The following is a 23,990-nucleotide window of genomic DNA, read 5'->3' as shown; positions in this document are numbered from 1 at the left end:
TCTAACCTGTGGTGAAAGCCCCGCTCGCGGGGGCACCCGCGTTATCCACAACCTCGCCGGGACGGTCTGCCGCGACGCCACCGGCACCGGTGTGGCCGTCGCTACCGCCACGACCCTCGCGACCCTCGCGACCCTCGCGACCACGACGGCGGAACGCGCGGACCGCGGTCACGGCGACCAGCACGCTGAGAGGAACGGCCAGCGCCGCCACGAGCAGTGCCCCCGGAACACCCGCGGACTCCACGACACGGATCCCGTTGAGGACGACGAGCAGCGCACCGACCAGTCCACCCAGAATGTCAGGTCTCACGACTGTGACCACCCAGGCCGCGACCGGTGCACCGAGCGCACCGCCGACGAGCAGACCGACCACCGGCTGCCATGAGCCGTGGACCTGCTCCAGACCGAACAGGAAGCCCAGCGACGCCGACACCGCGACAAGGAACTCGGCGGTGTTCACCGTTCCGATGATCAGCCGCGGTTCCCGGCGTCCCACACTCAGCAGTGTCGAGGTGGTCACCGGTCCCCAACCGCCGCCACCGGTGGCGTCGAGGAATCCGCCGCCCAGACCGAGTGCCACCAGTCCCAGGCGTCGCCGGTCCCGGTGGTGCCGCTCAGCGGTCGGCTCTGCGGACGACTCCCCGGCCAGATCCCCGGCCACATTCCCGGCCAGTTCCCCACTGTCCCCGCCGCTGTGCCGGCGTGCCCTCTTCTCCGCCCTCTCCGGTGTCTCCCTCCAGGGCAGGGCGATGCTGCGGACAAGTACGTACGCTCCGAGGAGAAGCAGCAGGCAGGAGACGACGGGTTCAGCGGCCTCGCCTGACATCCCCGACAGGACGGTCGCCCCGGCGAACGCCCCCACCGCCCCAGGGACACCGAGGCACAGCACGGTAGGCCAGTGGACATTGCGCAGCCGCCAGTGAGCCAGTCCCGAGAACAGGGTCGTACCCACCTCGGCGAAGTGCACAGCCGCGCTCGCCTGCGCCGGTGCCGCACCGGACAGGATCAGCGCCGTCGTCGCGGTGATCCCGAAGGCCATGCCCAGGGCGCCGTCGACCAGCTGTGCCAGCAGACCTGCCACAGCGAAGAGGAGAAGTTTCATTCCCGCGGCCTCCCGGCCCAGGCGGCCCTGACCCTGTCGAGGACGACCGGTACAACGGCGGTGTCCAGTGGGACACCGGTGGTGACCGGGATGTCCCGCGGCAGTCCGTGGAGGACATCCACCGCGGCGTCCCACAGGGTCCCCGGGGACGTGAACAGAGGTGCCACGTGCACGGGAGCGGCGGAGGAGCCGGCGGCCTGCTCCACTGCCGCGAGGAGAGCCGCGGGGCCGGTGTTCCCGGGGCCGGTGGCGGTGAGTGCCACGACATCTCCGTCTTCCAGGCCTGCCAGGTTGCCCGCCCTCACGGCGAGACCGGCGACAGTCTCGTTGGCACCCGCCACCGAGGAGCCCACGGAGTACAGGATGTAACGCCGGGTGCCCCGGGGGATGCGGGACGCCAGGAGTGCGGCGACATCGTCACCGGTACCGGGACCGTCGGCGAGCCGGAACTCCAGCCCGGTCTCCCTGGCGGCCTCCCCGAGAACCTCCGGGACATCATTGTTGAGATGGTAGGCCCGGGTGAACAACATCGGTACCACGGTGACCTGCCGGTACCCTGCCTCAGCGAGGTCACGGGCGACAGCGCCGAAGGTCAGCGGTGAGAAGTCGAGGTAGGCGGCCCGTGCCGGCACCCCGGTGGACTCACCCACCGCATCAGCGATCCTGGCCACCGCGGCATCCGCCTCCGGATGCCGGGACCCGTGTGCCAGACAGATCACCGGGGTCGCGTCCGTGCCGTCTTTCGCCAGAGTTGCTGGCACCTGTCTCCTCCTGTATTCCCGGTCCGGCTGTCGTCGCCGCCTGTGCCACCTGTGCGGCCGTCGCCGCCTGTGCCGCCGCTACTGTCCCGACCGGTCCCCGGTGTCGCTGACCAGTCCGGCGGTGAGGGTGTCCCCGTCCCCGGGGCTGACCAGGAGGAAGGACCCGACCCGTCCACCCCGCCGGTACTCCTCGACCGGAAGCGGCTCCGCCACGGTGACCCGGACCTCGGCAATGTCGTTGAGCTGCAGGGTCGGGTCGTCACCACGGTCGGCGGACTCCCCGCCGAGGATGTCGACCCTGCGGACAATCTCGTCGACCCGCGCCCTGACCAGGGAGGTCCCGTACCGCAGAAGAACATTGCCGCGCACACGCACCGGCGACTCCGCAAGATGGAACACCAGTGCGCTGAACGTGCTCACCGGGGCGGGGAGCGGGTCCCCCTCGATCCCGGTGGCGATGAGGTCACCGCGGGCGATGTCGATGTCATCGGCCAGGCGGAGGGTCACCGACTCCCCGCGGACGGCCCGGTCCTGCGCGCCACCGGGACCGTCGATGCCGACGACGGTGGTGGTGCGTCCGCCGGCTCCGCCGACAGTGACGGTGTCCCCGACAGAGACCGACCCGGAGGTCAGTCGTCCGGCGTAGCCCCGGTAGTCGGAGGCGTGGTCACGGATGACCACCTGCACGGGGAAGCGGAGTCCCCGCTCCCGGCCCGCGTTGACCCGGGCGGGCCGGGCGGTCTCCAGGATCTCCAGGACCGAGGGGCCGCCGTACCAGGGCGTGTTCTCCGACCTGGTGACGACGTTGTCACCCAGCAGGGCCGAGGTCGGGACGATGTCGACCTTCGGCAGACCCAGCTCCGTCGCCAGTTCCCTGACGTCGGCGGCGATCCTGCCGAACACCTCCTCGGAGAAGTCCACGGCGTCGATCTTGTTCACTGCGACGACGACATGGGAGGTCCGCATCATCGCTGCAACGGTCAGATGCCGGCGGGTTTGTTCGATCACACCGTTGCGCGCGTCAATGAGCACGATGACCAGTTCAGAGGTCGACAGCCCGGTCACGGTGTTTCGGGTGTACTGCACATGCCCGGGGCAGTCCGCCAGAATGAACGAACGCCGGTCCGTGGCGAAGTAGCGGTAGGCGACGTCGATGGTGATTCCCTGCTCACGCTCGGCGCGCAGACCGTCGACGAGCAGGGACAGGTCCGGGTTCTCCAGGCCGCGCGCGGCGGACACCCGCCGCACCGCCTCGAACTGGTCGGCCAGGATCGACTTCGTGTCGTGGAGCAGACGGCCGACGAAGGTGGACTTCCCGTCGTCGACGGAACCCGCGGTGCACAGCCGCAGGGTCGGCAGTGCGGTGGTCTCCGACAGGTCGGTTCCCACACCGGAATCCCGGTCGGCGGCACCGTCAGTGGCCACGGTTGCTGCGGTGGTTGCGGCGGTCATCAGAAGTAGCCTTCCTTCTTGCGGTCCTCCATGGAGGACTCGGAGAGTTTGTCGTCGGCGCGGGTCGCACCCCGCTCAGTGGTGGTCGAGGACCTGATCTCCTCGATGACTTCGTCGACCGTCGCAGCCTCGGAGAGCACGGCACCGGTGCAGGACATGTCCCCGACAGTGCGGTAGCGCACCGTCCTGGTCTCCACGGTCTCCCCCTCCTTCGGGCCGCCCCAGTCGCCGGCGGTCAGCCACATGCCGTTGCGGTTGAAGACCTCGCGGCGGTGGGCGTAGTAGATCTGCGGGATCTCCACGTCGCGGTCGCGGATGTACTCCCAGATGTCCGCCTCGGTCCAGTTCGAGATCGGGAAGACCCGGATGTTCTCGCCGGCCTGGTGGCGGCCGTTGTACAGCCCCCACAGTTCCGGACGCTGACGCCGGGGATTCCATCCTCCGAAGGAGTCACGCACCGAGAAAACGCGCTCCTTGGCCCGGGCCTTCTCCTCGTCGCGCCGGGCGCCACCGATCACGGCGTCATAGCCCCGGTTCTGGATCGTCTCGACCAGCGGGACGGTCTGCAGCGGGTTGCGGGTCCCGTCGGGGCGTTCCTGGACCGCTCCGGAGTCGATCCAGTCCTGCACCAGCGCGACATGCAGGCTGATCCGGGGGTCGGCGGCGACGCGGTCCCGGAACTCGATGACCTCCGGGAAGTTGTGGCCGGTGTCGACGTGGATCAGCTCGAAGGGGACCGCTGCCGGGGCGAATGCCCGCTTCGCGAGTTCGAGGACGACGACGGAGTCTTTGCCGGAGGAGAACAGGAGACCCGGCCGGTCGAACTGGCCGGCGACTTCCCGGGGGATCTCGATGGCCTCGGCCTCCAGGCTGGCGAGGTGGGGGCTGAGCTTCTTCTGGTTCTTTTCGGTGGTTGCAGTGGTCACAGGTGGAGTCCGCATTCTGTCTTGGTGGAGCCGGCCCAGCGGCCGGAACGGGGGTCTTCGCCGGGGGCGACGGGGAGAGTGCAGGTGGCACAGCCGATGGAGGGGTAGCCCTGCCTGGTCAACGGGTTGATGATGAGGTCGTGTTCCTCGATGTAGTCCTCGACGTCCTGGTCGGTCCAGGCGACGATCGGGTTGATCTTCAGACGCCCGGTGCGGTCGACGTCGAGGACAGGGGTGTTCTTCCGCAGCTCGCTGTCGACCCGCTTCACCCCGGAGATCCAGGCCTCGTAGGGGTTGAGCATGCGTGCGAGGGGTTCCACCTTGCGCATCCTGCAGCAGGCCGTGGGGTTCGACCGGTAGAGGTTCGCCCCGTACTCACGGTCCTGTTCGGCGACCGTGAGCACGGGTTCCACGGTCTTCAACGGCAGGCGGTAGCGTTCATCGACCTTCCGGGCCACCTCGTAGGTCTCGTCGAAGTGGTAGCCGGTGTCGAGGAACACCAGGTCGGCGTCGTGCACCCGGTCCTGCACCAGTTCCGCCAGCACCGTGTCCTGCATGGACATGGTCACGGCGACGGTTCCGGTGACGTACGTGTTGACCCAGTCGAGGATCTCTTCGGCGGTTTTTCCCTCCAGGCGTGGGTTCCATTCGTCCACCAGCGCCCGGTGTACCGCGCTCTGCTCGGCACTGAGGTGAGTGGTTGTCGTCGGCGCGCCGGCGGGACTGACCTCCGGGTCCTTCAGGGGCCTGTCCGGGGTTGCACCGGTGATCCCGGGTCCCACAAGACCGGTCAGCGCCGTGATGCCGGCGGCTGCGCCCGCGTTAGTCATTGACTGCTCTTCCCTAAGCTCTTCTCGGCGTTTCCTGTCGTCCACCGCGGCCCGTCGTCAACAGACCGAGTGGTCTAATGCTGCCCCACACTAGACCACTCGGTTCACCTGGGGCAACAGGGAAGTTCCGTACCCCTACAAGCTGGATTTGTATATTCAGTTCAGGGCGTAAAAAACTCCCGGACAGAGGGGTCTGTCACCGCCCCCGGGACCACACCGACCACAGCTCGGCGTACCTGCCCCCGGACGCCACCAGGTCCTCGTGGGTCCCGCGCTCGATGATCCGCCCGTCCTCCATCACCAGAATCTCGTCAGCTTCCCGCGCCTGGTCCAGGCGGTGTGCCACCGTCAACGCCGTCCGCCCCTCGGTGACCCGGCGGGCGGCGTCCTCCAGCGCCCGTGCCCCGGAGGACCCCGCCTCCGCGGTCGCCTCGTCCAGCACCACGACTCTCGGGTCACGCAACAGGATCCTCGCCAACGCCAGCTGCTGTGACACGACAGGGTCAGGGACCACACCACGGCTGCCGACCTCAGTGTCCAGTCCGTCGGGCAGCCGGTCCACCCACTCAAGTGCCCCCACCGCGGACAGGGCGTCCCGGAGCTCCCCGTCACCCGCGCCAGGTGCCGCGAGCAGCAGGTCGTCGCGCAACGTCCCCGAGAAGACATGCACCTCCTGGGAAACCAGCGCCAGCCGTGCCGCACGCTCGGCATCGGACAGTTCCGTCACCGGTACCCCGTCCACGGTCACCGCCCCCGTGGTCGGCTCCCTCAGACCTGCGAGCAGCGTGGCCACGGTGGTCTTCCCCGCGCCCGAGGATCCCACCAGAGCCACGGTTCGGCCGGGGGTGACCCGGAAACTCACGTCCTCGACCGCCCAGTCCACGGAACCGTCACCCGCCCCGTCCCCCTCTGTCGGCCCGTAGCTGAATCCGACCCCGTCCATCACGATCTCGCCCCGGGGCTCCGGCGCACCCGCGTCCGGAACCGGCCGTGGCGGATCCACGGTGACCCCGATGATCCTCGCCAGTGACGCATACCCCGACTGGGCGGCGTCCAGAACCCTCATGACCTGCTGCAACGGTCCGCGGACCCGGATCACCATCAACGCCGCGCCGGTGACCGCACCCACCCCGAGGACGCCGTGACCCACGAGGAAGAAGCCCAGCAGCACCGTCGAGGAGATCATCACCAGCTCCGCGACCAGCATCCTGTTCAGCAGGGTGACCATGACACGGTTGGCGGCCACCGCATTCGTCGCCACCGACCAGGACGCCTCCCCGATCCGGTCGTGCATCTCCTGCTCCATGCGGAACGCCCGGACCGTACGGCGTCCGTGGATGGCCTCGAGGACCCGGCGTGCCCGCAGCCCCATCGACGCCCGCTCCGCAGCGAAAAGCTGCGGGGCCCGGCGCAGGTAGGAGCGGGCGGAGAACCAGTACACCGGCGAGACCAGCACCAGGACCAGAAGGAACCGCCAGTCCACGCTGAGCAGCCCCACCCCGGTCGCCGCAATGACGAACACCGCACCGGAGAGCACCGGCATGACCTCCATCACCGCCGAGGAGACCTGGGCGACGTCGTCTGTCGAGCGGCTCACGACGTCACCGGTACCGGCGTCCTCCACCCGGTGCATCGGCAGTCCGAGTGCGGTGCCGACCATCTCCTCACGGAGATTGGCGATCATGCGTTCCGACAGCCTCGCGAGCAGGAAGTAGCCGGCACCGTCAGCGACACCGGCGCCCACCGCGGCGGCGACCATCAGCCCGGCGGTCCGCCACAGGGCTGCGTCACCGTCGGCGCCGGAGGCCGTGTCTGCGGCGGTGACGATGTCCACGATGCCGCCCATGAGCCGTGGCACCGAGACGGTGCACCACGCCCCGAACGCCAGCAGCACCGCGGCGAGGAGTGCCTGGCGACGGGCCCCGGGGACGCGGCGGAGCTGCCGGGCCATGTCCCGGCGGGCCTGGCTCCATGTCGCCAGGGGGAAGGGACGCAGTTCACTCACGCCTGCACCCCCGACCTGCGTCCGGCGGTGCCGGTCCCTTCGACCGTGTCGGTGAAACGGCCGGAGAGACCGTCGGTGAGAAGGTCGGCGAGACGGTCGGCGGCGGCGGCGTCCCACCGTGTGGTGGCGACCACCTGCCACGCCGGCGCGTCACTGAGCACCAGCAGACGGCGCCCGGTGCCGTTGTAGCGGGCGGCGACACGTTCGGCGATGTGCTGTTCGGTCACCGAGTCCACCGCGGTGGTCGGGTCCGTGAGCACGAGTAGCTCCGGGTCGGCGGCCAGGGCCCTGGCCAGGGCTACACGCTGCCGTTGACCACCCGACAGTCCGTGTCCCCCCTCACCCACCGGACGGTCGGGTCCGCCGGGAATGTCCGCACAGTCGGCGAGGACGAGCGCGGCGTCCGCCACCTCCGGGTCCGGGTGAACATTGTCACGCAGCGATCCGTCGAACAGGTCCGCGGTGTGCGGGGCCACGATGACCCGGTTGCGGGGCAGATGCTGCAGGGCATCGGCCAACCTGGTCGACCGGCCCGTTCCGCGGACCACCGTGAGACCAGTGGGGACCGCGTCAAGCACCGCCGAGGTGGCGGACTCCGACGCCTCCCCCACGGTGACGTACGGTGCGGTGAGCACGCTGACGACCCTCCGACCGGACGCCGCGGACACCGCGACCCGGGTGGCGAAGTTCCGCCCGAGCATGGTCATCGGGTGGACCACGTACTGGGACAGGCCGACGACGGTGATCAGCTGACCGACAGTCAGACCGTCGTGGAGGGCCAGCCACCCGGCGGCGACGCCGACCGCGACGACGTAGACCGCGCCGATGGACTGGGTACTCGCCGTCAGACGGGCTTCGGCCGCGTTGGCCGCGACCGTCGCCCGGTAGGCCCGGTCCGAGTGACCCCGGTACCTGTCCCGCATCGTGGAGACCACGCCGAGACCCTTGATGATCCGCAGACCACGCACCGCGTCGGTGGCCACCGCCGCCGTGCGTGCGAGAGCCGTCTGACGGGCACCAGCCCGGGCACGCAGCGGGCGGGCCGCACGCACCGACAGCAGGACCACAGCGGGGGCACCCAGAAGAACCGCCAGTCCGAGACGCCAGTCCACGGTGAGCACAACTGCGGCGACATAGAGTATCGAACCGAGCTCCGCGACGGGGAAGACGGTCATCACCACGATCTCGGCGGCCTTGTTGGCGTCGGTGCTCGCCACCGACAACAGCCCCCCGGCAGTACGTTCCACTCCGGCACCTCCGGCCGGCACACCGACCCCGCGCGGATCCTGGATGCGGTCGGTGACCGCCGTGCGCAGGTCATGGCTGAGCTGCTGGAGGATCATCTCCAGGTAACGGCGTCCGAACCAGACGGCCACCCCGTTGAGACAGAACAGGGCGACGAGGGCGCCGAGCCAGACAAGGAGCTGGCGGACACTGCCCGTGGCGACAGCCTCGTCGATGGCCCGTCCGACGATCACCGAGGTGGTCGCGTTGCAGATGAACCCGAGGAGCATCCCGCCCGAGGCGAGGAACTGCCGGGGCCGTTGCGAGAACGCCACCTTGAACAGCCAGTGCGGATCCGTGGGCTCCGGCAGCCGGGACACCCGGACGCTGAGCCTGCCCGAACTGACGGACCCGTCGTGACGGTCCTGCCGGGGGTCGTGCCGGGGGTGTCGTTCCTGTCCGTCGCGCTGCGCCATGACCTCCGAGGCTACCGCTCTACACGCCGCGGGGTAACTGCCCGTGCAGTTTGACTGAAAAGACCCTGCAGCAGTCCCTGCACTGCCATGCGTTGTCTGTCTCCGGATCCGGCCAGAGGTTCTCCGATGCGCAGTAGGGGCAGTTCATCACGGTGGCCCTCCGGGGGTTGGGGTGGGCGGATTTCCCGCCGATGGTCCGGTTCGTCTCGTCCGTCACTGCAGGACCGCCTCATCCGCCCGCAGCACCCAGTCACGGAACTGCTCCCCGTCGTTGCGCTGCTCCTTGTAGTGCTCCACCACGCGGACGATGTAGTCGTCCAGACCGGCGGAGGTCACCTTGTGACCGCGCAGCTTCTTGCCGAAGTCGGGGTGCATGCCCAGGGCGCCGCCGAGGTGCACCTGGAATCCCTCGACCCGGTTGCCGTTCTCGTCGGTGACGATCTGGCCCTTCAGACCGATGTCCGCGACCTGTGTGCGGGCGCAGGAGTTCGGGCACCCGTTGAGACTGATCTTCAGGGGGACGTCCAGGTCTCCGAGACGTTCCTCGAGCTGGTCGGTGAGTTCGATGGCCCGGGCCTTGGTCGTGACCAGTGCGAGCTTGCAGAACTCCAGACCGGTGCAGGAGATGATGTCGCGCCGGAAGCTGGACGGCCTGGCAGACAGTCCTTCCCTGTCCAGGGCGGCGACGAGGTCGTCGACGTCCTCCCCGTCCACGTCGAGGAAGAGCAGTTCCTTGTCAGGGGTGGTCCGCAGCTGGGAGACACCGTGGGCCTCGGCGAGGTCCGCGAGCCGTTGCAGCTGGTCGCCTTCGGTGTGGCCCACGGTGGGCTTGACACCGACGTAGAACCTTCCGTTCCTCTGCTCGTGGACTCCCACGTGGTCACGGTAGCCCGGCCAGATCTCCGGAGCCGGACCGTCGGTGAGCGGGTGCCCGAGGTAGTCCTCCTCGAGGATGCGGCGGAACTTCTCGATGCCCCAGTCGGCGACGAGGAACTTCAGACGGGCACGGTTGCGCAGCTTACGGTAGCCGTAGTCACGGAAGATCCGGACCACACCGACCCACACCTCGGGGACCTGGTCGATCGGCACCCACACCCCGAGTCGCCGCGAGAGCATCGGGTTGGTGGAGAGCCCGCCGCCGACCCAGACATCGAAGCCGGGGCCTTTCTCCGGGTGCTCGGAGCCGATGAAGGAGATGTCCTGGATCTCGTGGGTCACGTCCTGCCGACGGTTGCCGGAGATCGCCGACTTGAACTTGCGGGGGAGGTTGGCGAACTCTTCGCGTGTCAGCCAGTTCTCCTTGATTTCCCTGATGGCGGGGGTGGCGTCGATGATCTCGTCCTTGGAGATCCCTGCCACCGGAGAGCCGAGGATGACGCGCGGGACGTCGCCGCATCCGAAGAAGGTGTCCAGGTTCACCTGGGCGAGTCTGTCCCAGATCTCCGGGACGTCCTCGATCCTCACCCAGTGCAGCTGGATGTTCTGGCGGTCGGTGAAGTCGGCGGAACCGCGGGCGAACCTGGAGGAGATCTCCCCGATGACCCGCAGCTGGCGCGGGGTGACCTGCCCGCCGTCCAACCTGATCCGCATCATGAAGTAACGGTCCTGCAGTTCCGCGTTGGACAGGGTGCCGGTCTGCTCACCGTCCATGTCCTGACGCCGCTGCGTGTACATCCCGATCCACTTGAACCGGGGGGCGAGATCCTCTGCCGGGATGGAGTCGAATCCCTGGAGGGCGTAGATGTTCCGCACCCGGTCGGCGACGGCGAGTCCGGCGTCCTCCCGTTTGATGCGTTCGTCGTCGTTGAGGGGACGGTGCCCGTCGATGAGCCACTGGCCCTGTGGTTTGGGGGCGCGGCGTTCCTCCTTCTCCTCGTCGGTGAGTGTCCTGGGGGCAGGCAGCCCGGCGGGCGGGGCGGGCCGGGCGGCTCCGGCCGCCGGTGCGGCGGCGAGCGCCTCTTCAAGTGCTGCGGTGGCCTTCTGGACCGCTTTGCCCGCCTTGAGTTCGTCCCACCTGGCCTTGCGTGCCGCGGAGAAGAGCGTGGCATTGCCGGGGTCTGCTTCTGCGGCAGCTTCTGCGGCGGCGGTTGCCGTGGCAGCCCGGTCCCGGGCGTCCTCGGCCGTTCGCAGGTTCTCGCGCGCCGCGGTGACTTCCGGGCTGTCCGGGCTTTCCGGGCTTTCCGGACTGTCCGGTTCAGCTGCTGCCCCGGTCACCGGGGCGTCCTCTGTCGCAGCGGCATCCTCTGTCACAGCGGCGGCGGATGCGTCGGTGGTGGCCGGGGTGGTGCCTGCCGCCTGGCTCTCCTGTCCGGGTTCGTTCGGCAGAGCCTGACCGGCAGGCAGGTGGGGGCGGGCCGGTGGCCGGGCGTGGAGTGCTGCGGCGGCGGCCACGGCTGCGGCAGCNCGGCGGTTGCGGTCGAATCTGCGGGCTCGGTCGGCGCGGCGTCCGGTGGGACCGGGGCCGCAGCGGCATCCGGCCCGGCAGTTGCCGGGGACGCCACGTCAGCGGGCGCGTCGACTGCGGAGTCGCCGTCGGTACCGTTGCCTGTACCTCCGTCGGCGTCTCCTTCCGCCGTCGCAACAGCCTGCCGGGCCTTCTTCAGCGCACGGGTGGCCTTCTTCTGGGCAGCCCTGGCCCGTCGCGCGACAGCTGCGAGATGCTTGTCACCGGGGTCCTTGTCCGCCTCAGCCTCAGCAGCCTCTGTCGCGGCCGTAGCTTCGGCGAGCCTGCGTTCCGCGGCAGTCACCGGGTCTTCGTCCGCGGTCGCCCCGTCGGCAGCAGGAGCCTGTGGTGCGGTGTCCTCCGTCGCAGCGGACGCGGCCGGAGCAGCCGGCTGCACGACGGCAGGTTCCGCCGGTTCCGCGGAACCGGCGTCCTGACCTGCGGCGGTGACCCCGCCCCGCCCGGTGGTCTTCTCTGTGGCCTCCTCGACTTCCCGGGCTTCCTCGGTTGCGGTGGTTCCTGTGGCTGCTGCGGCTTCCGTCGCGGAGGCAGCGGACTCCAGTCCGGCATCAGGGCCGGTGCCGGCTTCCGCCCCTGCCTCAGCTTCGGCGGCGGCCAGCGCGGAAGCAGCCTTCTGGGCCGCCCTGGCCGCCTTCAGCTCGTCCCAGCGCGCCCGACGGGCCGCCGCGAACAGTTCCGTGTTCCCGGGATCCGCCTCGGCAGCGGCCTCTGCTGCCGCAGTCGCCGACGCCTTCTCCGCCTTCTCCGCTTCGGCACGCCGCGCGTTATCGCGGGCGATGTCGAGCGCAGATTCCGCGGAGGCCGGAGACGTGCCTCCGACTGCGGTGGTGTCACGGTCCGGTGTCTCATTGTCCGGTGTCTCACCGTCCGGGGCGTCCTCCAGCAACGTTTCGAGAGTCTCCTCCGCCTTCTTCAGGGCTCGGGCGGCACGCCGGCGGGCGTTGTGGGCCGCACGGGCCTCCTCCGCCAGCGTCTCGTTGTCGGGGTCCGCCTTCGCCGCCTGCGCGGCTGCTCTGGCGGCCGCCGCCGCGGAATCCCTGGCTGCGGTCGCTTCACGGACATGCTCACGGGCGGCATCCACCCTGGACGAGGCGCGGGAAGGCGTCTCGGTCGCCGTGGTCATAGGTACCCTTCTCTCTGAGCGGCTCTCTGTCCAGACTGCTCGGTCTAGCATTCGTCGACGCCCCAGAGTAGACCGCTCGGTTCAGATACACAACGCAGGACGCCCTCATCCCCACCCGGAACAATTCACCTTGCATAGAACAGACCAAGCGGTCTAGACTGCGGTCCGACCCACCTGCCCTGCCCACTTCCGCGTGCCCGGCCCTTCCCGGGGAAGTCAGGCCACGCTAACGTGGAAGCACTGTCATCAACGGATTGGACCCTCGTATTCATGTCTGACAACCGACCGCTCCGCGTCGCCGTCATCGGATCCGGCCCGGCCGGCATCTACGCCTCTGACGCCCTGATGAAATCCGGCCAGGAGGTCTCCATCGACCTCTACGAGCGCATGCCCGCCCCATTCGGACTGATCCGGTACGGCGTCGCCCCTGACCATCCCCGCATCAAGGGCATCATCAAGAGCCTCCACAAGGTGCTGGACAAGCCCCAGATCCGCCTGCTGGGCAATATCAACGTCGGCGAGGACGTCACCCTGGACGACCTGAAGAAGCACTATGACGCCGTGATCTACGCCACGGGCGCCACCGACGACCGCGAACTGAACATCCCCGGCGGCGAACACACCATCGGTGCCGGAAAGTTCGTCGGCTTCTACGACGCCAACCCGCACTTCTCCGAATCCTGGTCACAGCCGGCCGAATCCGTCGCCGTGATCGGGGTGGGAAATGTCGGCCTCGACATCGCCCGCGTGCTGGCGAAGACCGGGGACGAACTCCTGGTCACCGAGATTCCCGACAATGTCTACGAGTCCCTGAAAAACAACCGGGCCCGGGAGGTCCACGTTTTCGGACGCCGTGGTCCCGCCCAGGCGAAGTTCACCCCCCTGGAACTCAAGGAGCTCAACCACTCGAAGACCATCGAGGTCGTCGTCGACCCGGAGGACATCGACTACGACGAGGCGTCCATGGAGGCCCGTCACAACTCGAAGATCACCGACCAGGTCTGCACCATTCTCGAGAACTACGCCATCGCCGACCCCAAGAATGCCCCCCACAAGCTCTACCTGCACTTCTTCGAGTCCCCGGTGGAGGTGAAGACCGACGCCGACGGCAAGGTCACCGGTCTCATCACTGAACGCACCACCTACCGGGACGGCAAGGTCGTCGGCACCGGCAAGCTCACCGAGTGGCCGGTCGGCGACGTCTACCGTGCCGTGGGCTACAAGTCCCACAGGCCGGCGGACATTCCGTGGGATGACCGCCAGAACGTCATCCCCAACGTCGGTGGACGTGTCCTCACCGAAGGACCGACCGCGGACGGCATTGCCGGCGTGCCCGGCTCCGCCGACCCCGAGGCCGAACTGCGCGAAACCCTTCCCGGTGTCTACACCACCGGCTGGGTTCGCCGCGGCCCGGTGGGGCTGATCGGCAACACCAAGGGTGACGCCAACCAGGCCGTCGCCAATCTGCTCGAGGATGTTGCGCAGGGGATCGGATTCCAGCCTGAGGACGCGTCCGAGGAGAGCGTGATCGAACTACTGCACTCGCGGGGTATCGACTACACCACCTGGGAAGGGTGGCACAACCTCGACGCCCACGAGCGTGCCCTGGGCGAGGCCGAGGGACGCGAGCGCAAGAAGGTCCGCGAGATCGAGGAAATGGTCCGCTACTCCTCCGGCGAAGCCCGGGTCGAGGCGTAGACCCCGGCTCAGCCGGTCACCCGGTCCAGGAGCCCGGCGCGCCACGCCTCAGCGTCATAGTCGCCGTGCGTCCCGAAACCGTTGAGGTTGAAGGACGTCGGGGCACAGACCACATCCCCGTCGAGACACGCCGAGATCAGTACCGGACGCCAGGTCTCCGGGAGTTTCTCGACGACCGCACCGGTGCTGATCCCCAGGCCGGAGGCGACCTGGGCGATGCCCGCCCGGGAGTCCGTGTCTTCACCAGGCAGCGTCGTGACATTGTCGTCGGCGACCTTGTCCCCGTCACCGATGAAGACGCCGGCGACGATACGCGGATCCGGCCCGATGCGCTGCAGGGCACGGTGCACCGCCATCGCACCCTGGGAGTACCCGGCGACGACGATCGTAGCGTCCTCGCAGGTGACGAGGGCGTCCCGGATCAGAGCCTCGGCGGTGTCCGCACCGGTGGAGACGGAGCCGAGGAAGTCCGTCCACGCCGCCCGGTCCATGCCGCCCGGGACAGGGAGGGCCGGGTACTCGACGGGGTGCAGGGCGATGGTGCGGTTTTCCGGCAGGTCCTGGACGAGGTTGAGGTAGGTCGTCTCGACGATTTCGCCGACGCCGCTGTGCACGGGGGTGTCGGTGAGGGTGTCGACGGTCCGTTGTCCGGATCCGGCAGCGCCGATGAACTCGACGTCCGAGCAGCCGGAGGCGTCCTTGTTGTCTCCCCCACCACGGTTGCCGAGGACGAGGGCACCTGCCAGTCCCACGACGACAACGAGGACGAGGACCACGGCCCCGAGGATCCACCCGGTACGACGTCTCTTACTGAATGACACGGACTCAGGGTAGATCAGGTCGGGCCTTGGTGCGGCACTACTTCACCGTCCCCTCAGACAGCCGCACCATACCGAGCGGCAGCCCGGTGTCCGAGGGAAACCACATACCTTCAGCGGTGGTGGTCACGGTGACGTGCTTTCCAACGTAGCCGGTCCAGTTGATGGAGCTCTCTGAGCCGTTGGGGGTAGACAGGCTGACGTAGCGAACCGTCCGCTCCGCTGTTTGTCCGCTCATACCGGAATGCCGTGCCGTGATCTGCTGCGGTCTGTCGAGCTTCAGCACGATGTAGCCGTTGGTCTCAGGTTCTCCGTTGGGTGGGGGACTGCCCGGCGCAGTCTCACTGATGTCCATGATTTCGCTGGTGGTCATGTCGACGACGGTGCCGGTGAGGACCGTCTGACCGTCGACAGTGGTGTCCGGAGCGGGCCGCTGCCCCTGGCCCGACGATGCCCCGGGGGTCACGTTCTCGTCGACGAGGTACAGCAGGCTGCTGTTGCCGGGCTTCTCGATACGGACCTGGGCGTTGTTCCCACCGGTGCAGTTCGCCGTACCGCCTCCGGAACCAATCATGCAGTTCATCGTGTAAGTGGTGCTCGTTGACGGACTGGTCGCAGTGACCGTGGTGATACCGGCACCTCCATTGGCATCAGCCGGCGAGACGGTGTCCGGTCCCCACGTCGTACTCAGCGCCTCCTTGGCGACATTCATCGCGAAACCGCAACTGGTGACACTGCCGGCCGTGATTGTCGCACCGTCGACGGTGCCACAGTTCCCGCCGATCTGGGAAGACGGTGCGGTCGCATTCGATGACAACTCTCCGCGGCCGACTGCCGTCGGCTGAGGACCGTCGCCGGACGCCGCGTCCTCCCCTGCCCCGCCGACGACCAGGGAATCGATGGCCGAGGAGTCGTCGGTGGAGATCCAGGTGATCTTGGTCTGGAGAGCTGTCAGGTCCGAAGGAATCTGGTCTATCCGGTAGTCCCAGTCCTTACCGGACTCAGCCATCTCCGATCCGTCGAGGGTCCAGAGCGTCGATGTTGCCTCACCGGTCCCGCTCATCCAGTCGTCCTGCAGTAGTCCGCTGCTGTCGGACGCCGTGTACACCGCTCCCCGTGCACCGCCGGCAGAGGACGCGCCCTCATAGAAGAACTTGGCAGGGGTGATGAGCGTGCCGTCCTCCGTGGCGCTGTACACGCGGATCGGACTGAATTCCTTACCCACTGCCTTGACCAGCAGCTCCGGGGCCTTGTCGGCGTTGAGATCGGCCGTGGTGTACTCGAAGTTCCCTGTGAAATCGATGGAGACCCCCTCCGGATCCTCGAAATCAGCGGTGTTCAGACCGCCGAGGACGCCCCGGTAGGCGTCTTTCAGAGCCTCGGCCTTCTGTACGTCAGCGTCCTTACCGCCGTCATCACCGGCAACTGCCGAAGCCCCGGAGTTGTCATCAGGGCCGCAGGCGGTGACGGTCAGTGCCATGACGGTGGCCAGCGCAGCGAGGCCTGTGGCGCGGCGCAGGCCGGTCGTGCGCCGTGAGGAATAGGACATGATATTCTCCCTGTGAATTGGTTATTACTTAATTATACACAGAACCCATCGTCTGTACATAACACCTTATGTAGTTACCTTGGAAAGGAGCTGACCTCGCCAATCATCGGCATCGTAACTGACATGAGCGGTAACCCTCAGCAGCGCAAAAGAGTTGGGTGCACAGACCACATCGCCAGACATACACGGGGAAATAATCCTCGAATTCCATTCCGGCGGAAGAACTTCGTTGACGGCACCCGAGTTTATCCCGTTAGCGAGCGCCACCTGAGCAATTCCCTGTCTCGCATCGGTGTCGTATTCCGGGATGGTCTCCACATTGTCGTCGGGAACCTTGTCCCCGTCCCCGATCAGAACCCCTGCAGTGATCCGATCATCAGGACCGATCGCCCGCAGCGCGCGGTGCACCGCCATTGCTCCCTGGGAGTACCCGGCAACCACGATCTTCGAATCACCGCACTCATCCATCGTCGCCCTGATAAGCTGCTCCGCCTCCGATGCGCCGGTGGAAACTGAATTCAAGAAAGCTGTCCAGTTATCCACTGTAGGCTTAACAGGAACAGCCATAGCCGGATACTCTACAGCCCGAAGGTTGATATCTGTTCCCTCCGGAAGATCAACGGCAAGATTCTGGTACGTGTCCTCAACGATGCCACCTACACCGCTGTCCGCGATCTCGGTAGTCCCGGAGGAAGGGTCAATGTCACGCTGGCTGGAACCGGCTGCACCGATGAACTCCACGTCGGCACAGGACGCTATCGAGGACGATGATCCGGAGCGAACGGCAATGACCACCACTGCCGTGACCAGGGCAATGGCCAGAACCAGCGCTCCGATGATGAGGAGCCACGGGGGTCGCCGTTGCAGGGCGGGCTTGTGTGGAGGGTACGGCGGGTAGGGCACGGACATGGCGGTATTCCTTCGGGAGCGTAGGGACGTTCGGTGTGTATCGGGACAGGTGAAGAGCTACTGCGGATACTGCGGTGGACGCGCAGTGGTATCTGGCTGCCGGATCGTCCACGGCACGGAGGGGGCAGAGGATGCTGGAGCAGATACAGCACCTGCGCGGGTCACCGCAGATTCCCCGGCGAAACGCCGGAGTCCTTGCATGTCCTCGACCAGTTCTTCACGGACATCCGGGGTCATCGAGGTGATCTCGTGACTCTCCCGGTAGACCAGCCGGGCGAACAGGAATGCCATGACAAGGGTGGTGAAGAAGTAACGGGCCACCAACCCCACACCGGCCTGGGACAGGCTCAGGTACGAGAACCAGGCAGTACCCTCCTCCCTGGCGGAGCTGCTGCCGAGAACTGCCACCCCGTGGACCTCGGCGGTGAACAGGTAGATACCGAGCAGCACCATCCCCAGGATGCTGACCCCGATCGAGAGGAACGAGGACCGGTAGAAGAGCGGGGCTGCCTCTGCCCGGGATATCGGGCGAGTGAAGTTCCGCATGAACAAGAGGTTGAGTAGTGGTGCCGTAGCGAGAATGAGGGCTCCCACAGCAAGCAGGGCATTACCGAGCATCGGGGCGATGATCGCGAACACCGTGAGCAGAATGACCGAGTAGAACGGACCGGCGATGATGAGGAACCATCCCGGGACAATGGAAGACGGGAAGACGGACTTGGTCCGACGCGCTCCGCGGAGGACACCACTGACCAGACCGACAATCACGGGAAGCAGGCCAATCGAGTAGGCGAGGACGCTGGCCATACCCAGTGTGTCCGAGTAGAGGTCCGCATAACCCTGAATCTCCTCTACACTCTCCGACCGGTAGCCGTTGGAGGACTCGAAGTCCGCAGCCCCCATGGCCGTGAAATCCCACTGCCACGCCAACGGGACCAGTGCCGTCACCAGAGGAGTGACCGTGGCGACCAGCCAGCTCCAGAACAGGATCCGGGTGGAACGTCCGGTCTCAGTCCACCACCCGATGACGATCAGGGCGCCGACAAGGAGCGCCAGGAGCGTGATCGGAGACAACCATTCCAGGAACTTCCCCAGGCCTGTCTCAAACTCCGACATGTCCTGCCCCATCGACACCGTGCACTGGTAGGCGGACAGGATGAAAGCCAGCAGCAGTAGCGGTGTGATGACGATGAGGAGGGTGCGTCGCCAGACGAGAAGGCCCTGGACCCGTGGCTCGACCACGCCGGCTGCGGTGAGTGCCGCCGCCTCCCGGGAGCTGGGCACAGACTCACCGAATCCGGTGAGCCGGACCAGGTAGTCCCTGGCACCCGGTCCGGTTAGGACGGCAGGTTGCTGCGGATACGGTTGCTGCGGCATCTGCCAGTTCTGCAGTGTCTGCCGCGGTTGCTGTTGCCAGTTCGTCATGCGAGAACCCCCAGGTCCATACCCGTCATCACCTTGTCGATGGTCTTGCCATTGGTGGTCGCAGCGTCCTCCGCGAAGTCCACCCAACTGGTGATGGCGACAGCTTGAATCGTGCGCATGGAGCTGTCCGCAGGGTCGAATGCCCAGATCACGCCGCCGGAATCACCATGATCGGTGATACCGTCGAAGGCGACATTCGTATCATCCACCATCTTCTGATATTCACCGCAGGTGATGCCGGAGCGCCAACCGAGGCGACACATGTAGGGTTTGTTCTTCTCCAGCCAGGTGGAATCCTCCCATCCTGCAAGTTCCAGTTCACCCTGTTTTCCGAAGATCTGGAAGTTCGGGGTACCGGTCATGACGTCCTCATCGACGAGTTCCGGGTAGAACTGGATGAGCGCATAGTCATCGCCGCCGTTCATCGCTGATGACTCACTGTCGAATGCCCGCCACACGAACTCACCGACCCCGATGAACTGTCGGGGATCCTCGGTCCCACTCGGATCCATGTAGACCTTGTCTCCGGGGTTACCGCAGTGTCCGGCGGTGAGGTTGTAGGTTGCGTCCCGGTTTCCCTTCTCCTGGACGAACCAGCCGAAGGAGCACGAGGCCAGCCCCTCTGCGGAATCGACGTAGTACCGTGCACCCGGTTCGATGTAGTTCGGCGTGGACAGGTACTGATAACTCTCGCTGTCCCGGAGGATTTCCCTCTTCTCAATGGTTTCCGGATCCTGTTCCACCTTCTCCGGCGATGAGGTGTCCAGTTTGCCAAGGTCCTGCATGTCAGCGGCGTCCGTGAACGTCGCCGGTGGCGTGTAGTTGTCGATGACCTTGGCGGTCGAACCGTCACTGCAGGATGCGAGGACGAGGGAGACTGCGAGAGCGGAGATACCTGCCGCTGCGCGTGATGTCTTCATTTTGGTCATCTTTCTGGTGAGTTCCCCGGCCATTCAGATCCGGTTGCCGGAGGCGAAATGGGACGAGATCGGAGCAGCGTCCGGGTGGTCACCGAAACCCGAATTTCCCGGGCACTCATATCCCGACTGAGCGAGTTGCTGTCGACGGACCAGAACGAAGGCAGATCCGGCTGCCACTATGATCAGGATTCCGGTGGCAAGGGCGATGAAGCAGCCGAGCCCGGTGGACAATTCGCCGTCCCGGAGCATCGCTTCAACAACGTCCTCAGCACCTTCTGAATAATCCATGGCGTCGTCCATGTTGTTCGCGGCCATGTTCAGGACAGCGAGAAGTGCTGCGACCAGGCCGCCGACACCAGCCAGCACAGTGGCGGAACGGGGCGCCTTCCCCATCGCGAGAAGCCCTGATCCCACAAGGACCAGCACCAGAGAGAGCAGTATCCCTGAGAGGTAGAAGGGGAGGACCTCGGAAGTACTGTCAAGCGACTGTCCGTCGGCGGCGAGGTCGGCAAGTAGTCGTCCGTACCCCTTCTGGTCGATGTCATAGTCGAAGTCCACGCCTTCATAGCTGAAGCTGCTGGTGAACTTCTTCCAGTTCAGGAACAGACTGAGCACCAGGAACAGGAACAGCACGCCAAGGGCTGCTGCTGCTCCCCGCCCCGCGGTAGCCGGGGCGGCGGAGACGACCTGTGCCGCGGAATACCCCTGCCTCTGTCCGACGGTCGGAGCCACCGCCGGCTCAGCAGCCTGCGACCAGACCGGGGTCGCCGGGTACTGCTGCCACGCGGCCAGCTCCGTCAGTTCCGCCAGCGACATGGGGGCGGCGGCGGGGTCGTCGATCCGCCGGTCGTACTCGGTCCTCTTCCACGGGTCGCCGAGGATGGCCCGGGCCACCCGCAGTTCCTCCAGGCGCAGGGCGTCCTGGTCCGGCATTTTCAGCCACTGGTCGAGCTGGGCCGCCAACTGCTGCGGGTCTCTGCTCCGGTCTAGACCGAGTGATCGGTAGAGGGTGTACCGGGACATGTGGTTTTCTCCTGTTTCTCTTGCGGTGGCAGTGGTGGTTGCACACGGGACCGTAGTGACAGTACTGTCACTTTCTGTGGTAATCAACAGCTCCGGGCGGTATCCGACGGCACCGGCCGGCGGAGCTGTCAGGTGCCGTAAGGCACAATGGGCGTCATGCCCCAGTCATCCGCCCATCTCAGCGAGGCCCAGCTCGCAGTGCAGGAGCGGCGTCGGGTGAGCCTGGGGAACACGATCTGCGACCTCCGGCACGCCAGGGGGCTGACACAGACCCAGCTGGCGGCGGCGGTGGGGGTCAGCAAGCGCGGCGTCATCCGCATCGAGCAGGGGCAGACCAGTCTGACGGTGGACATCCTCGGCAGGTTCGCGGACGCCCTCGGGGTCCGCCCCAGCGAACTGCTGAGACTTGCCGAGGAGCGGGACGCAGCCGACAGCCGCAGCGGCCTGTCCTGAGCGTTCCAGATATGCCTTCACATATGCCGACATATGTTTCCTTCCGTCCGTGCCGAGGGTGACACGTCGGAACTTACCTGTTCAGGGCCATTATTCAAGCCACACACTTGACACGTATGGTAGCCTAAGTCCTCGATATTTACCCCACTGATAGTCGAGGACTCAGACGAGGACTTGACTGTGATGAACATCACATAAGTTCGGTATTCTGTGCCGGCCACGGCGTCCCTGTCCGCCGCAGTTCCTCCGGAGAAACCGGTGCCCGGCAGAAGACACTGCAGGGACAGACTTTCCGCGATCCTCCCTCTCCCCACGGGACCCGGACTATCCTGATCGACATGACCGACAGCCAGGACATCTCCTCAGAGACCCCCGACGTCCACATCACCGGCAAGCAACTGCTCGCCATGACCCCCGGCCAGGTCCATGCCCTGTACAAGCTGCGTGTGGACACATTTGTCAACGAACAGCACACGAGCTTCGCCGAGATCGACGACGCGGACGCCGAACCCGGCACCCACCATGTCCTCGCCTACATCCACCCCGGTGCGGACCTGCGGTGGGGCACCCCCGACCCGGGGTCCCCGCTGAAGCTCATCGGTACCGCGCGCATCTTCGGGCCGGCCGAAGAACAGCAGATAGGACGCCTCGCCGTACTGCCGGAATTCCGCGGCTTCGGCGTCGCCCGCAGAATCGTCGAGGCGACACTCGACGTCGCACGGGGTCGCGCCGCCGCACTGGACCCGGTGAGTCAGCAGGCGGTCGTGAAGATCGACGCCCAGGTCGCGACCCAGCCGTTCTACGCCTCCTACGGTTTCGAGCCTGTCGGCGAACCGTTCACCGTGGAGGGTATCGCGCACCAGGAGATGCACCTCACCCTCTGAGATGCCGGCCGGCCCGCCTACACTCACACGCGTGACCGAATCCCGCATTCTCCTGTACTACCGTTTCACACCGCTGTCCGATCCCGGCGCAGTGATGCTCTGGCAGCGCACCCTGTGCGAGTCCCTCGGACTCCGGGGACGGATCATCATCAGCCGCCACGGCATCAACGGCACAGTCGGAGGCACCCTCGACGCCGTCAAGGCCTACATCCGGAGCACCCGCACCTACCCGGCCTTCCACGACATCGACTTCAAGTGGTCCGCAGGTTCCGCCGGCGACTTCCCGCGGCTGTCGGTCAAGGTCCGCGACGAGATCGTCACCTTCGGCGTGCCCGACAGTATCGAGGTCGACGAACACGGGGTTGTCGGGGGCGGGGTGCACCTCTCCCCCGCCCAGGTCAACGACCTGGTTGCCGAACGGGGCGACGAGGTCGTCTTCTTCGACGGACGGAACGCCATGGAGGCCGCCATCGGAAAGTTCCGTGGAGCGGTCGTCCCGGACGTGGACACCACCAGGGACTTCCTCGGTGAACTGGATTCAGGGAAGTACGACGACCTCCGTGACCGGCCTGTCGTCACCTACTGCACCGGAGGCGTCCGATGTGAGGTTCTCAGCAAGCTCATGGTGGACCGGGGATTCCGGGAGGTCTACCAGCTGGACGGCGGGATCGTCCGCTACGGGGAGCAGTTCGGCGACCACGGCCTGTGGGAGGGGTCACTGTACGTCTTCGACCGGCGCATGCACGTGGAGTTCAGCGGGGACGCCGCGGAACTCGGCCACTGCATCCACTGCGGAACCGCGACCAACACCTACCGCAACTGCATCAACGACAGCTGCCGGGACATGGTCCTCATCTGCGACAACTGTGCCGCGCAACCGGCGACCTCCCACTGCGGACGCCCCGGGTGCCGGATCCCGGCTGTGGAACCGGGGACGGTCCCGGATGGAGACACGGCGGGGACCTCCACAGGGCGCGTCAGCGGCTCCGTGTCCGTGTGATTCGTATGATCAGGGTGGAGAGGCCTTATGAGGCCATGTGAGGCGCTGAGAGGCACTGAGAGGCACTGAGAGACCCGGGAACAGGCATACAGGAACCGCAGAACCACGGAGGACGGACAATGAGGGTTCACCATGAGAGCTGACCACGGAATCCCGCGCGTGGTCGCCCTCGCTGCAGGGGCGGTACTGCTGACCTGCGCCGCCGGATGCGCAGACAAAGCGGTGTTCTACAGTGAGGTCGACAGTGAGACCGATCCTGCGGCCGCGGGCATCTCGGCCCCTGCCGACGCCTCGGTCTTCCGTTCCTCGGCGATCGGTCCCGACCGGGTGAACTTCTTCGTCGGGGAAGGGTCCCCACTGGCCTACGTGGAACGCAGACTGCTCGACAGTGAAGGACGTCTGCCCGCGGGAATGAGTCTGACCGAGGCCCAGTCGCTCCAGGTCCTCGGCAAGCTCGACGACCTGCTGACCTCCCGGGGTCTGGAGTTCTACGAGGTCGGCACAGTCAGGGCCTACCTGGCACCTGACGGGGCGGCAGGCGCAGACTTCGACGGGTGGCAGCGTGCCTACCGCCGCTACTTCGCCAACATCGACCGGGACAACGGGGACTCCCTCCTCCCGGAACCGGTGGAGACCACCACCGTGTCGACCACTGTGGCGCTGTCCACTCCACCGCCGCCTGTGGCGCTGTCCACCACCCCGGCCGGTCCCGACGAGACCTCACCGGCCACGACCGGCCGGTCATCCACTGCACCGGCGACGACGAGGACGACCCGCCCCTCGACGGTCGAGGATCTGTACCCGGGCACGGTCAACCCCACCCGCCCCACCCTCGTCACCGTGGGGGTCGCCCAGCAGCCGGTGGAGGGGTGGCTCGTGCAGGTGGAGATCGAGGTCTTCCACGGGGAGGACTGACCGGGCCCCGGGAGCACGGCAGGTGACCCCCGT

19 protein-coding genes are annotated in these 23,990 nt (G+C 66.7%); 5 read left to right on the top strand and 14 right to left on the bottom strand.

Going from position 1 to position 23,990, the window contains the following annotated elements:
* Nucleotide 1: 1 nt before the first annotated feature.
* The 8 genes from E0E18_RS11155 to E0E18_RS11115 form a co-directional block, all read right to left on the bottom strand.
* Nucleotides 2-1,102, bottom strand: a complete 1,101-nt coding sequence (locus E0E18_RS11155; RefSeq protein WP_130840869.1) for a sulfite exporter TauE/SafE family protein — start codon at nt 1,100-1,102, stop codon at nt 2-4.
* Nucleotides 1,099-1,863, bottom strand: a complete 765-nt coding sequence (locus tag E0E18_RS11150; RefSeq protein ID WP_227871057.1) for a sirohydrochlorin chelatase — start codon at nt 1,861-1,863, stop codon at nt 1,099-1,101. The genes E0E18_RS11155 and E0E18_RS11150 overlap by 4 nt, the downstream gene beginning before the upstream one ends.
* A gap of 78 nt (nt 1,864-1,941) precedes the next feature.
* Entirely contained in the window at nt 1,942-3,315 is a 1,374-nt protein-coding gene (locus E0E18_RS11145; protein ID WP_130840867.1) for a sulfate adenylyltransferase subunit 1, read from the bottom strand.
* Complete coding sequence (gene cysD / locus E0E18_RS11140) at nt 3,315-4,256, bottom strand: sulfate adenylyltransferase subunit CysD (protein WP_202616739.1); 942 nt, start codon at nt 4,254-4,256, stop codon at nt 3,315-3,317. The genes E0E18_RS11145 and cysD overlap by 1 nt, the downstream gene beginning before the upstream one ends.
* Nucleotides 4,238-5,071 (bottom strand): phosphoadenylyl-sulfate reductase, encoded by an 834-nt coding sequence (locus E0E18_RS11135; protein WP_110482078.1) that lies wholly within the window; start codon nt 5,069-5,071, stop codon nt 4,238-4,240. Before E0E18_RS11135 ends, cysD begins: the two co-directional genes overlap by 19 nt.
* Before the next feature lie 196 nt (nt 5,072-5,267).
* Complete coding sequence (locus E0E18_RS11130) at nt 5,268-7,022, bottom strand: ABC transporter ATP-binding protein (RefSeq protein ID WP_110482606.1); 1,755 nt, start codon at nt 7,020-7,022, stop codon at nt 5,268-5,270.
* 50 nt (nt 7,023-7,072) lie between these two features.
* A complete protein-coding gene (locus E0E18_RS11125; RefSeq protein WP_130840862.1) occupies nt 7,073-8,776 on the bottom strand; it encodes an ABC transporter transmembrane domain-containing protein in 1,704 nt (567 codons plus the stop codon).
* Nucleotides 8,777-8,989: 213 nt separating this feature from the next.
* Nucleotides 8,990-10,678: a nitrite/sulfite reductase gene (locus E0E18_RS11115; protein ID WP_066586769.1), complete on the bottom strand. Its 1,689-nt coding sequence runs from the start codon at nt 10,676-10,678 to the stop codon at nt 8,990-8,992.
* A 1,955-nt stretch (nt 10,679-12,633) separates the two neighbouring features.
* On the opposite strand from E0E18_RS11115, the gene E0E18_RS11105 reads away from it, so the two are divergent.
* On the top strand, nt 12,634-14,061 hold the full coding sequence (locus E0E18_RS11105) for an FAD-dependent oxidoreductase (protein WP_130840858.1): 1,428 nt from the start codon (nt 12,634-12,636) through the stop codon (nt 14,059-14,061).
* 8 nt (nt 14,062-14,069) lie between these two features.
* Here the strand turns inward: E0E18_RS11105 and E0E18_RS11100 are convergent, their stop codons facing one another.
* From E0E18_RS11100 to E0E18_RS11075, 6 genes are all read right to left on the bottom strand, one after another.
* The gene (locus E0E18_RS11100; protein WP_161972283.1) at nt 14,070-14,882 is read right to left on the bottom strand and encodes a cutinase family protein; all 813 of its coding nucleotides are present in this window, start codon (nt 14,880-14,882) and stop codon (nt 14,070-14,072) included.
* Nucleotides 14,883-14,919: 37 nt separating this feature from the next.
* Complete coding sequence (locus tag E0E18_RS11095; protein ID WP_130840854.1) at nt 14,920-16,428, bottom strand: hypothetical protein; 1,509 nt, start codon at nt 16,426-16,428, stop codon at nt 14,920-14,922.
* A 66-nt stretch (nt 16,429-16,494) separates the two neighbouring features.
* Nucleotides 16,495-17,337 (bottom strand): cutinase family protein, encoded by an 843-nt coding sequence (locus E0E18_RS11090; protein ID WP_130840852.1) that lies wholly within the window; start codon nt 17,335-17,337, stop codon nt 16,495-16,497.
* Nucleotides 17,338-17,394: 57 nt separating this feature from the next.
* On the bottom strand, nt 17,395-18,762 hold the full coding sequence (locus E0E18_RS11085) for a hypothetical protein (protein WP_130840850.1): 1,368 nt from the start codon (nt 18,760-18,762) through the stop codon (nt 17,395-17,397).
* A complete protein-coding gene (locus tag E0E18_RS11080) occupies nt 18,759-19,682 on the bottom strand; it encodes a chymotrypsin family serine protease (protein WP_130840848.1) in 924 nt (307 codons plus the stop codon). The genes E0E18_RS11085 and E0E18_RS11080 overlap by 4 nt, the downstream gene beginning before the upstream one ends.
* 33 nt (nt 19,683-19,715) lie before the next feature.
* Nucleotides 19,716-20,705, bottom strand: a complete 990-nt coding sequence (locus E0E18_RS11075; RefSeq protein ID WP_130840846.1) for a hypothetical protein — start codon at nt 20,703-20,705, stop codon at nt 19,716-19,718.
* 156 nt (nt 20,706-20,861) lie between these two features.
* Here E0E18_RS11075 and E0E18_RS11070 point away from each other — a divergent pair, with 156 nt between their 5' ends.
* The 4 genes from E0E18_RS11070 to E0E18_RS11055 all read left to right on the top strand — a co-directional run bounded on the left by E0E18_RS11070 (nt 20,862) and on the right by E0E18_RS11055 (nt 23,957).
* Entirely contained in the window at nt 20,862-21,158 is a 297-nt protein-coding gene (locus tag E0E18_RS11070; protein WP_227871058.1) for a helix-turn-helix domain-containing protein, read from the top strand.
* Nucleotides 21,159-21,496: 338 nt separating this feature from the next.
* Nucleotides 21,497-22,042: a GNAT family N-acetyltransferase gene (locus tag E0E18_RS11065; RefSeq protein ID WP_066586748.1), complete on the top strand. Its 546-nt coding sequence runs from the start codon at nt 21,497-21,499 to the stop codon at nt 22,040-22,042.
* Between the two features lie 31 nt (nt 22,043-22,073).
* Entirely contained in the window at nt 22,074-23,042 is a 969-nt protein-coding gene (trhO, locus tag E0E18_RS11060; protein WP_110482608.1) for an oxygen-dependent tRNA uridine(34) hydroxylase TrhO, read from the top strand.
* A gap of 132 nt (nt 23,043-23,174) precedes the next feature.
* The gene (locus E0E18_RS11055) at nt 23,175-23,957 is read left to right on the top strand and encodes a RidA family protein (RefSeq protein ID WP_066586745.1); all 783 of its coding nucleotides are present in this window, start codon (nt 23,175-23,177) and stop codon (nt 23,955-23,957) included.
* Nucleotides 23,958-23,990 lie beyond the last annotated feature (33 nt).

Origin of the sequence: Corynebacterium neomassiliense, assembly GCF_900626215.1 — a bacterium.
Classification (GTDB): domain Bacteria; phylum Actinomycetota; class Actinomycetes; order Mycobacteriales; family Mycobacteriaceae; genus Corynebacterium; species Corynebacterium neomassiliense.
Note: the sequence above shows the minus strand (reverse complement) of the source record. Positions and strands in the feature narration are given on the sequence as shown.

Bases quoted from the DNA above. Each gene is read 5' to 3' on its own strand.
- E0E18_RS11155 (WP_130840869.1), bottom strand. From the start codon at position 1,102: ATGAAACTTCTCCTCTTCGCTGTGGCAGGTCTGCTGGCACAGCTGGTC.
- E0E18_RS11145 (WP_130840867.1), bottom strand. From the start codon at position 3,315: ATGACCGCCGCAACCACCGCAGCAACCGTGGCCACTGACGGTGCCGCC.
- cysD (WP_202616739.1), bottom strand. From the start codon at position 4,256: ATGCGGACTCCACCTGTGACCACTGCAACCACCGAAAAGAACCAGAAG.
- E0E18_RS11135 (WP_110482078.1), bottom strand. From the start codon at position 5,071: ATGACTAACGCGGGCGCAGCCGCCGGCATCACGGCGCTGACCGGTCTT.
- E0E18_RS11130 (WP_110482606.1), bottom strand. From the start codon at position 7,022: ATGGCCCGGCAGCTCCGCCGCGTCCCCGGGGCCCGTCGCCAGGCACTC.
- E0E18_RS11125 (WP_130840862.1), bottom strand. From the start codon at position 8,776: ATGGCGCAGCGCGACGGACAGGAACGACACCCCCGGCACGACCCCCGG.
- E0E18_RS11105 (WP_130840858.1), top strand. From the start codon at position 12,634: ATGTCTGACAACCGACCGCTCCGCGTCGCCGTCATCGGATCCGGCCCG.
- E0E18_RS11095 (WP_130840854.1), bottom strand. From the start codon at position 16,428: ATGTCCTATTCCTCACGGCGCACGACCGGCCTGCGCCGCGCCACAGGC.
- E0E18_RS11090 (WP_130840852.1), bottom strand. From the start codon at position 17,337: ATGTCCGTGCCCTACCCGCCGTACCCTCCACACAAGCCCGCCCTGCAA.
- E0E18_RS11085 (WP_130840850.1), bottom strand. From the start codon at position 18,762: ATGACGAACTGGCAACAGCAACCGCGGCAGACACTGCAGAACTGGCAG.
- E0E18_RS11080 (WP_130840848.1), bottom strand. From the start codon at position 19,682: ATGAAGACATCACGCGCAGCGGCAGGTATCTCCGCTCTCGCAGTCTCC.
- E0E18_RS11075 (WP_130840846.1), bottom strand. From the start codon at position 20,705: ATGTCCCGGTACACCCTCTACCGATCACTCGGTCTAGACCGGAGCAGA.
- E0E18_RS11070 (WP_227871058.1), top strand. From the start codon at position 20,862: ATGCCCCAGTCATCCGCCCATCTCAGCGAGGCCCAGCTCGCAGTGCAG.
- E0E18_RS11065 (WP_066586748.1), top strand. From the start codon at position 21,497: ATGACCGACAGCCAGGACATCTCCTCAGAGACCCCCGACGTCCACATC.
- E0E18_RS11055 (WP_066586745.1), top strand. From the start codon at position 23,175: ATGAGAGCTGACCACGGAATCCCGCGCGTGGTCGCCCTCGCTGCAGGG.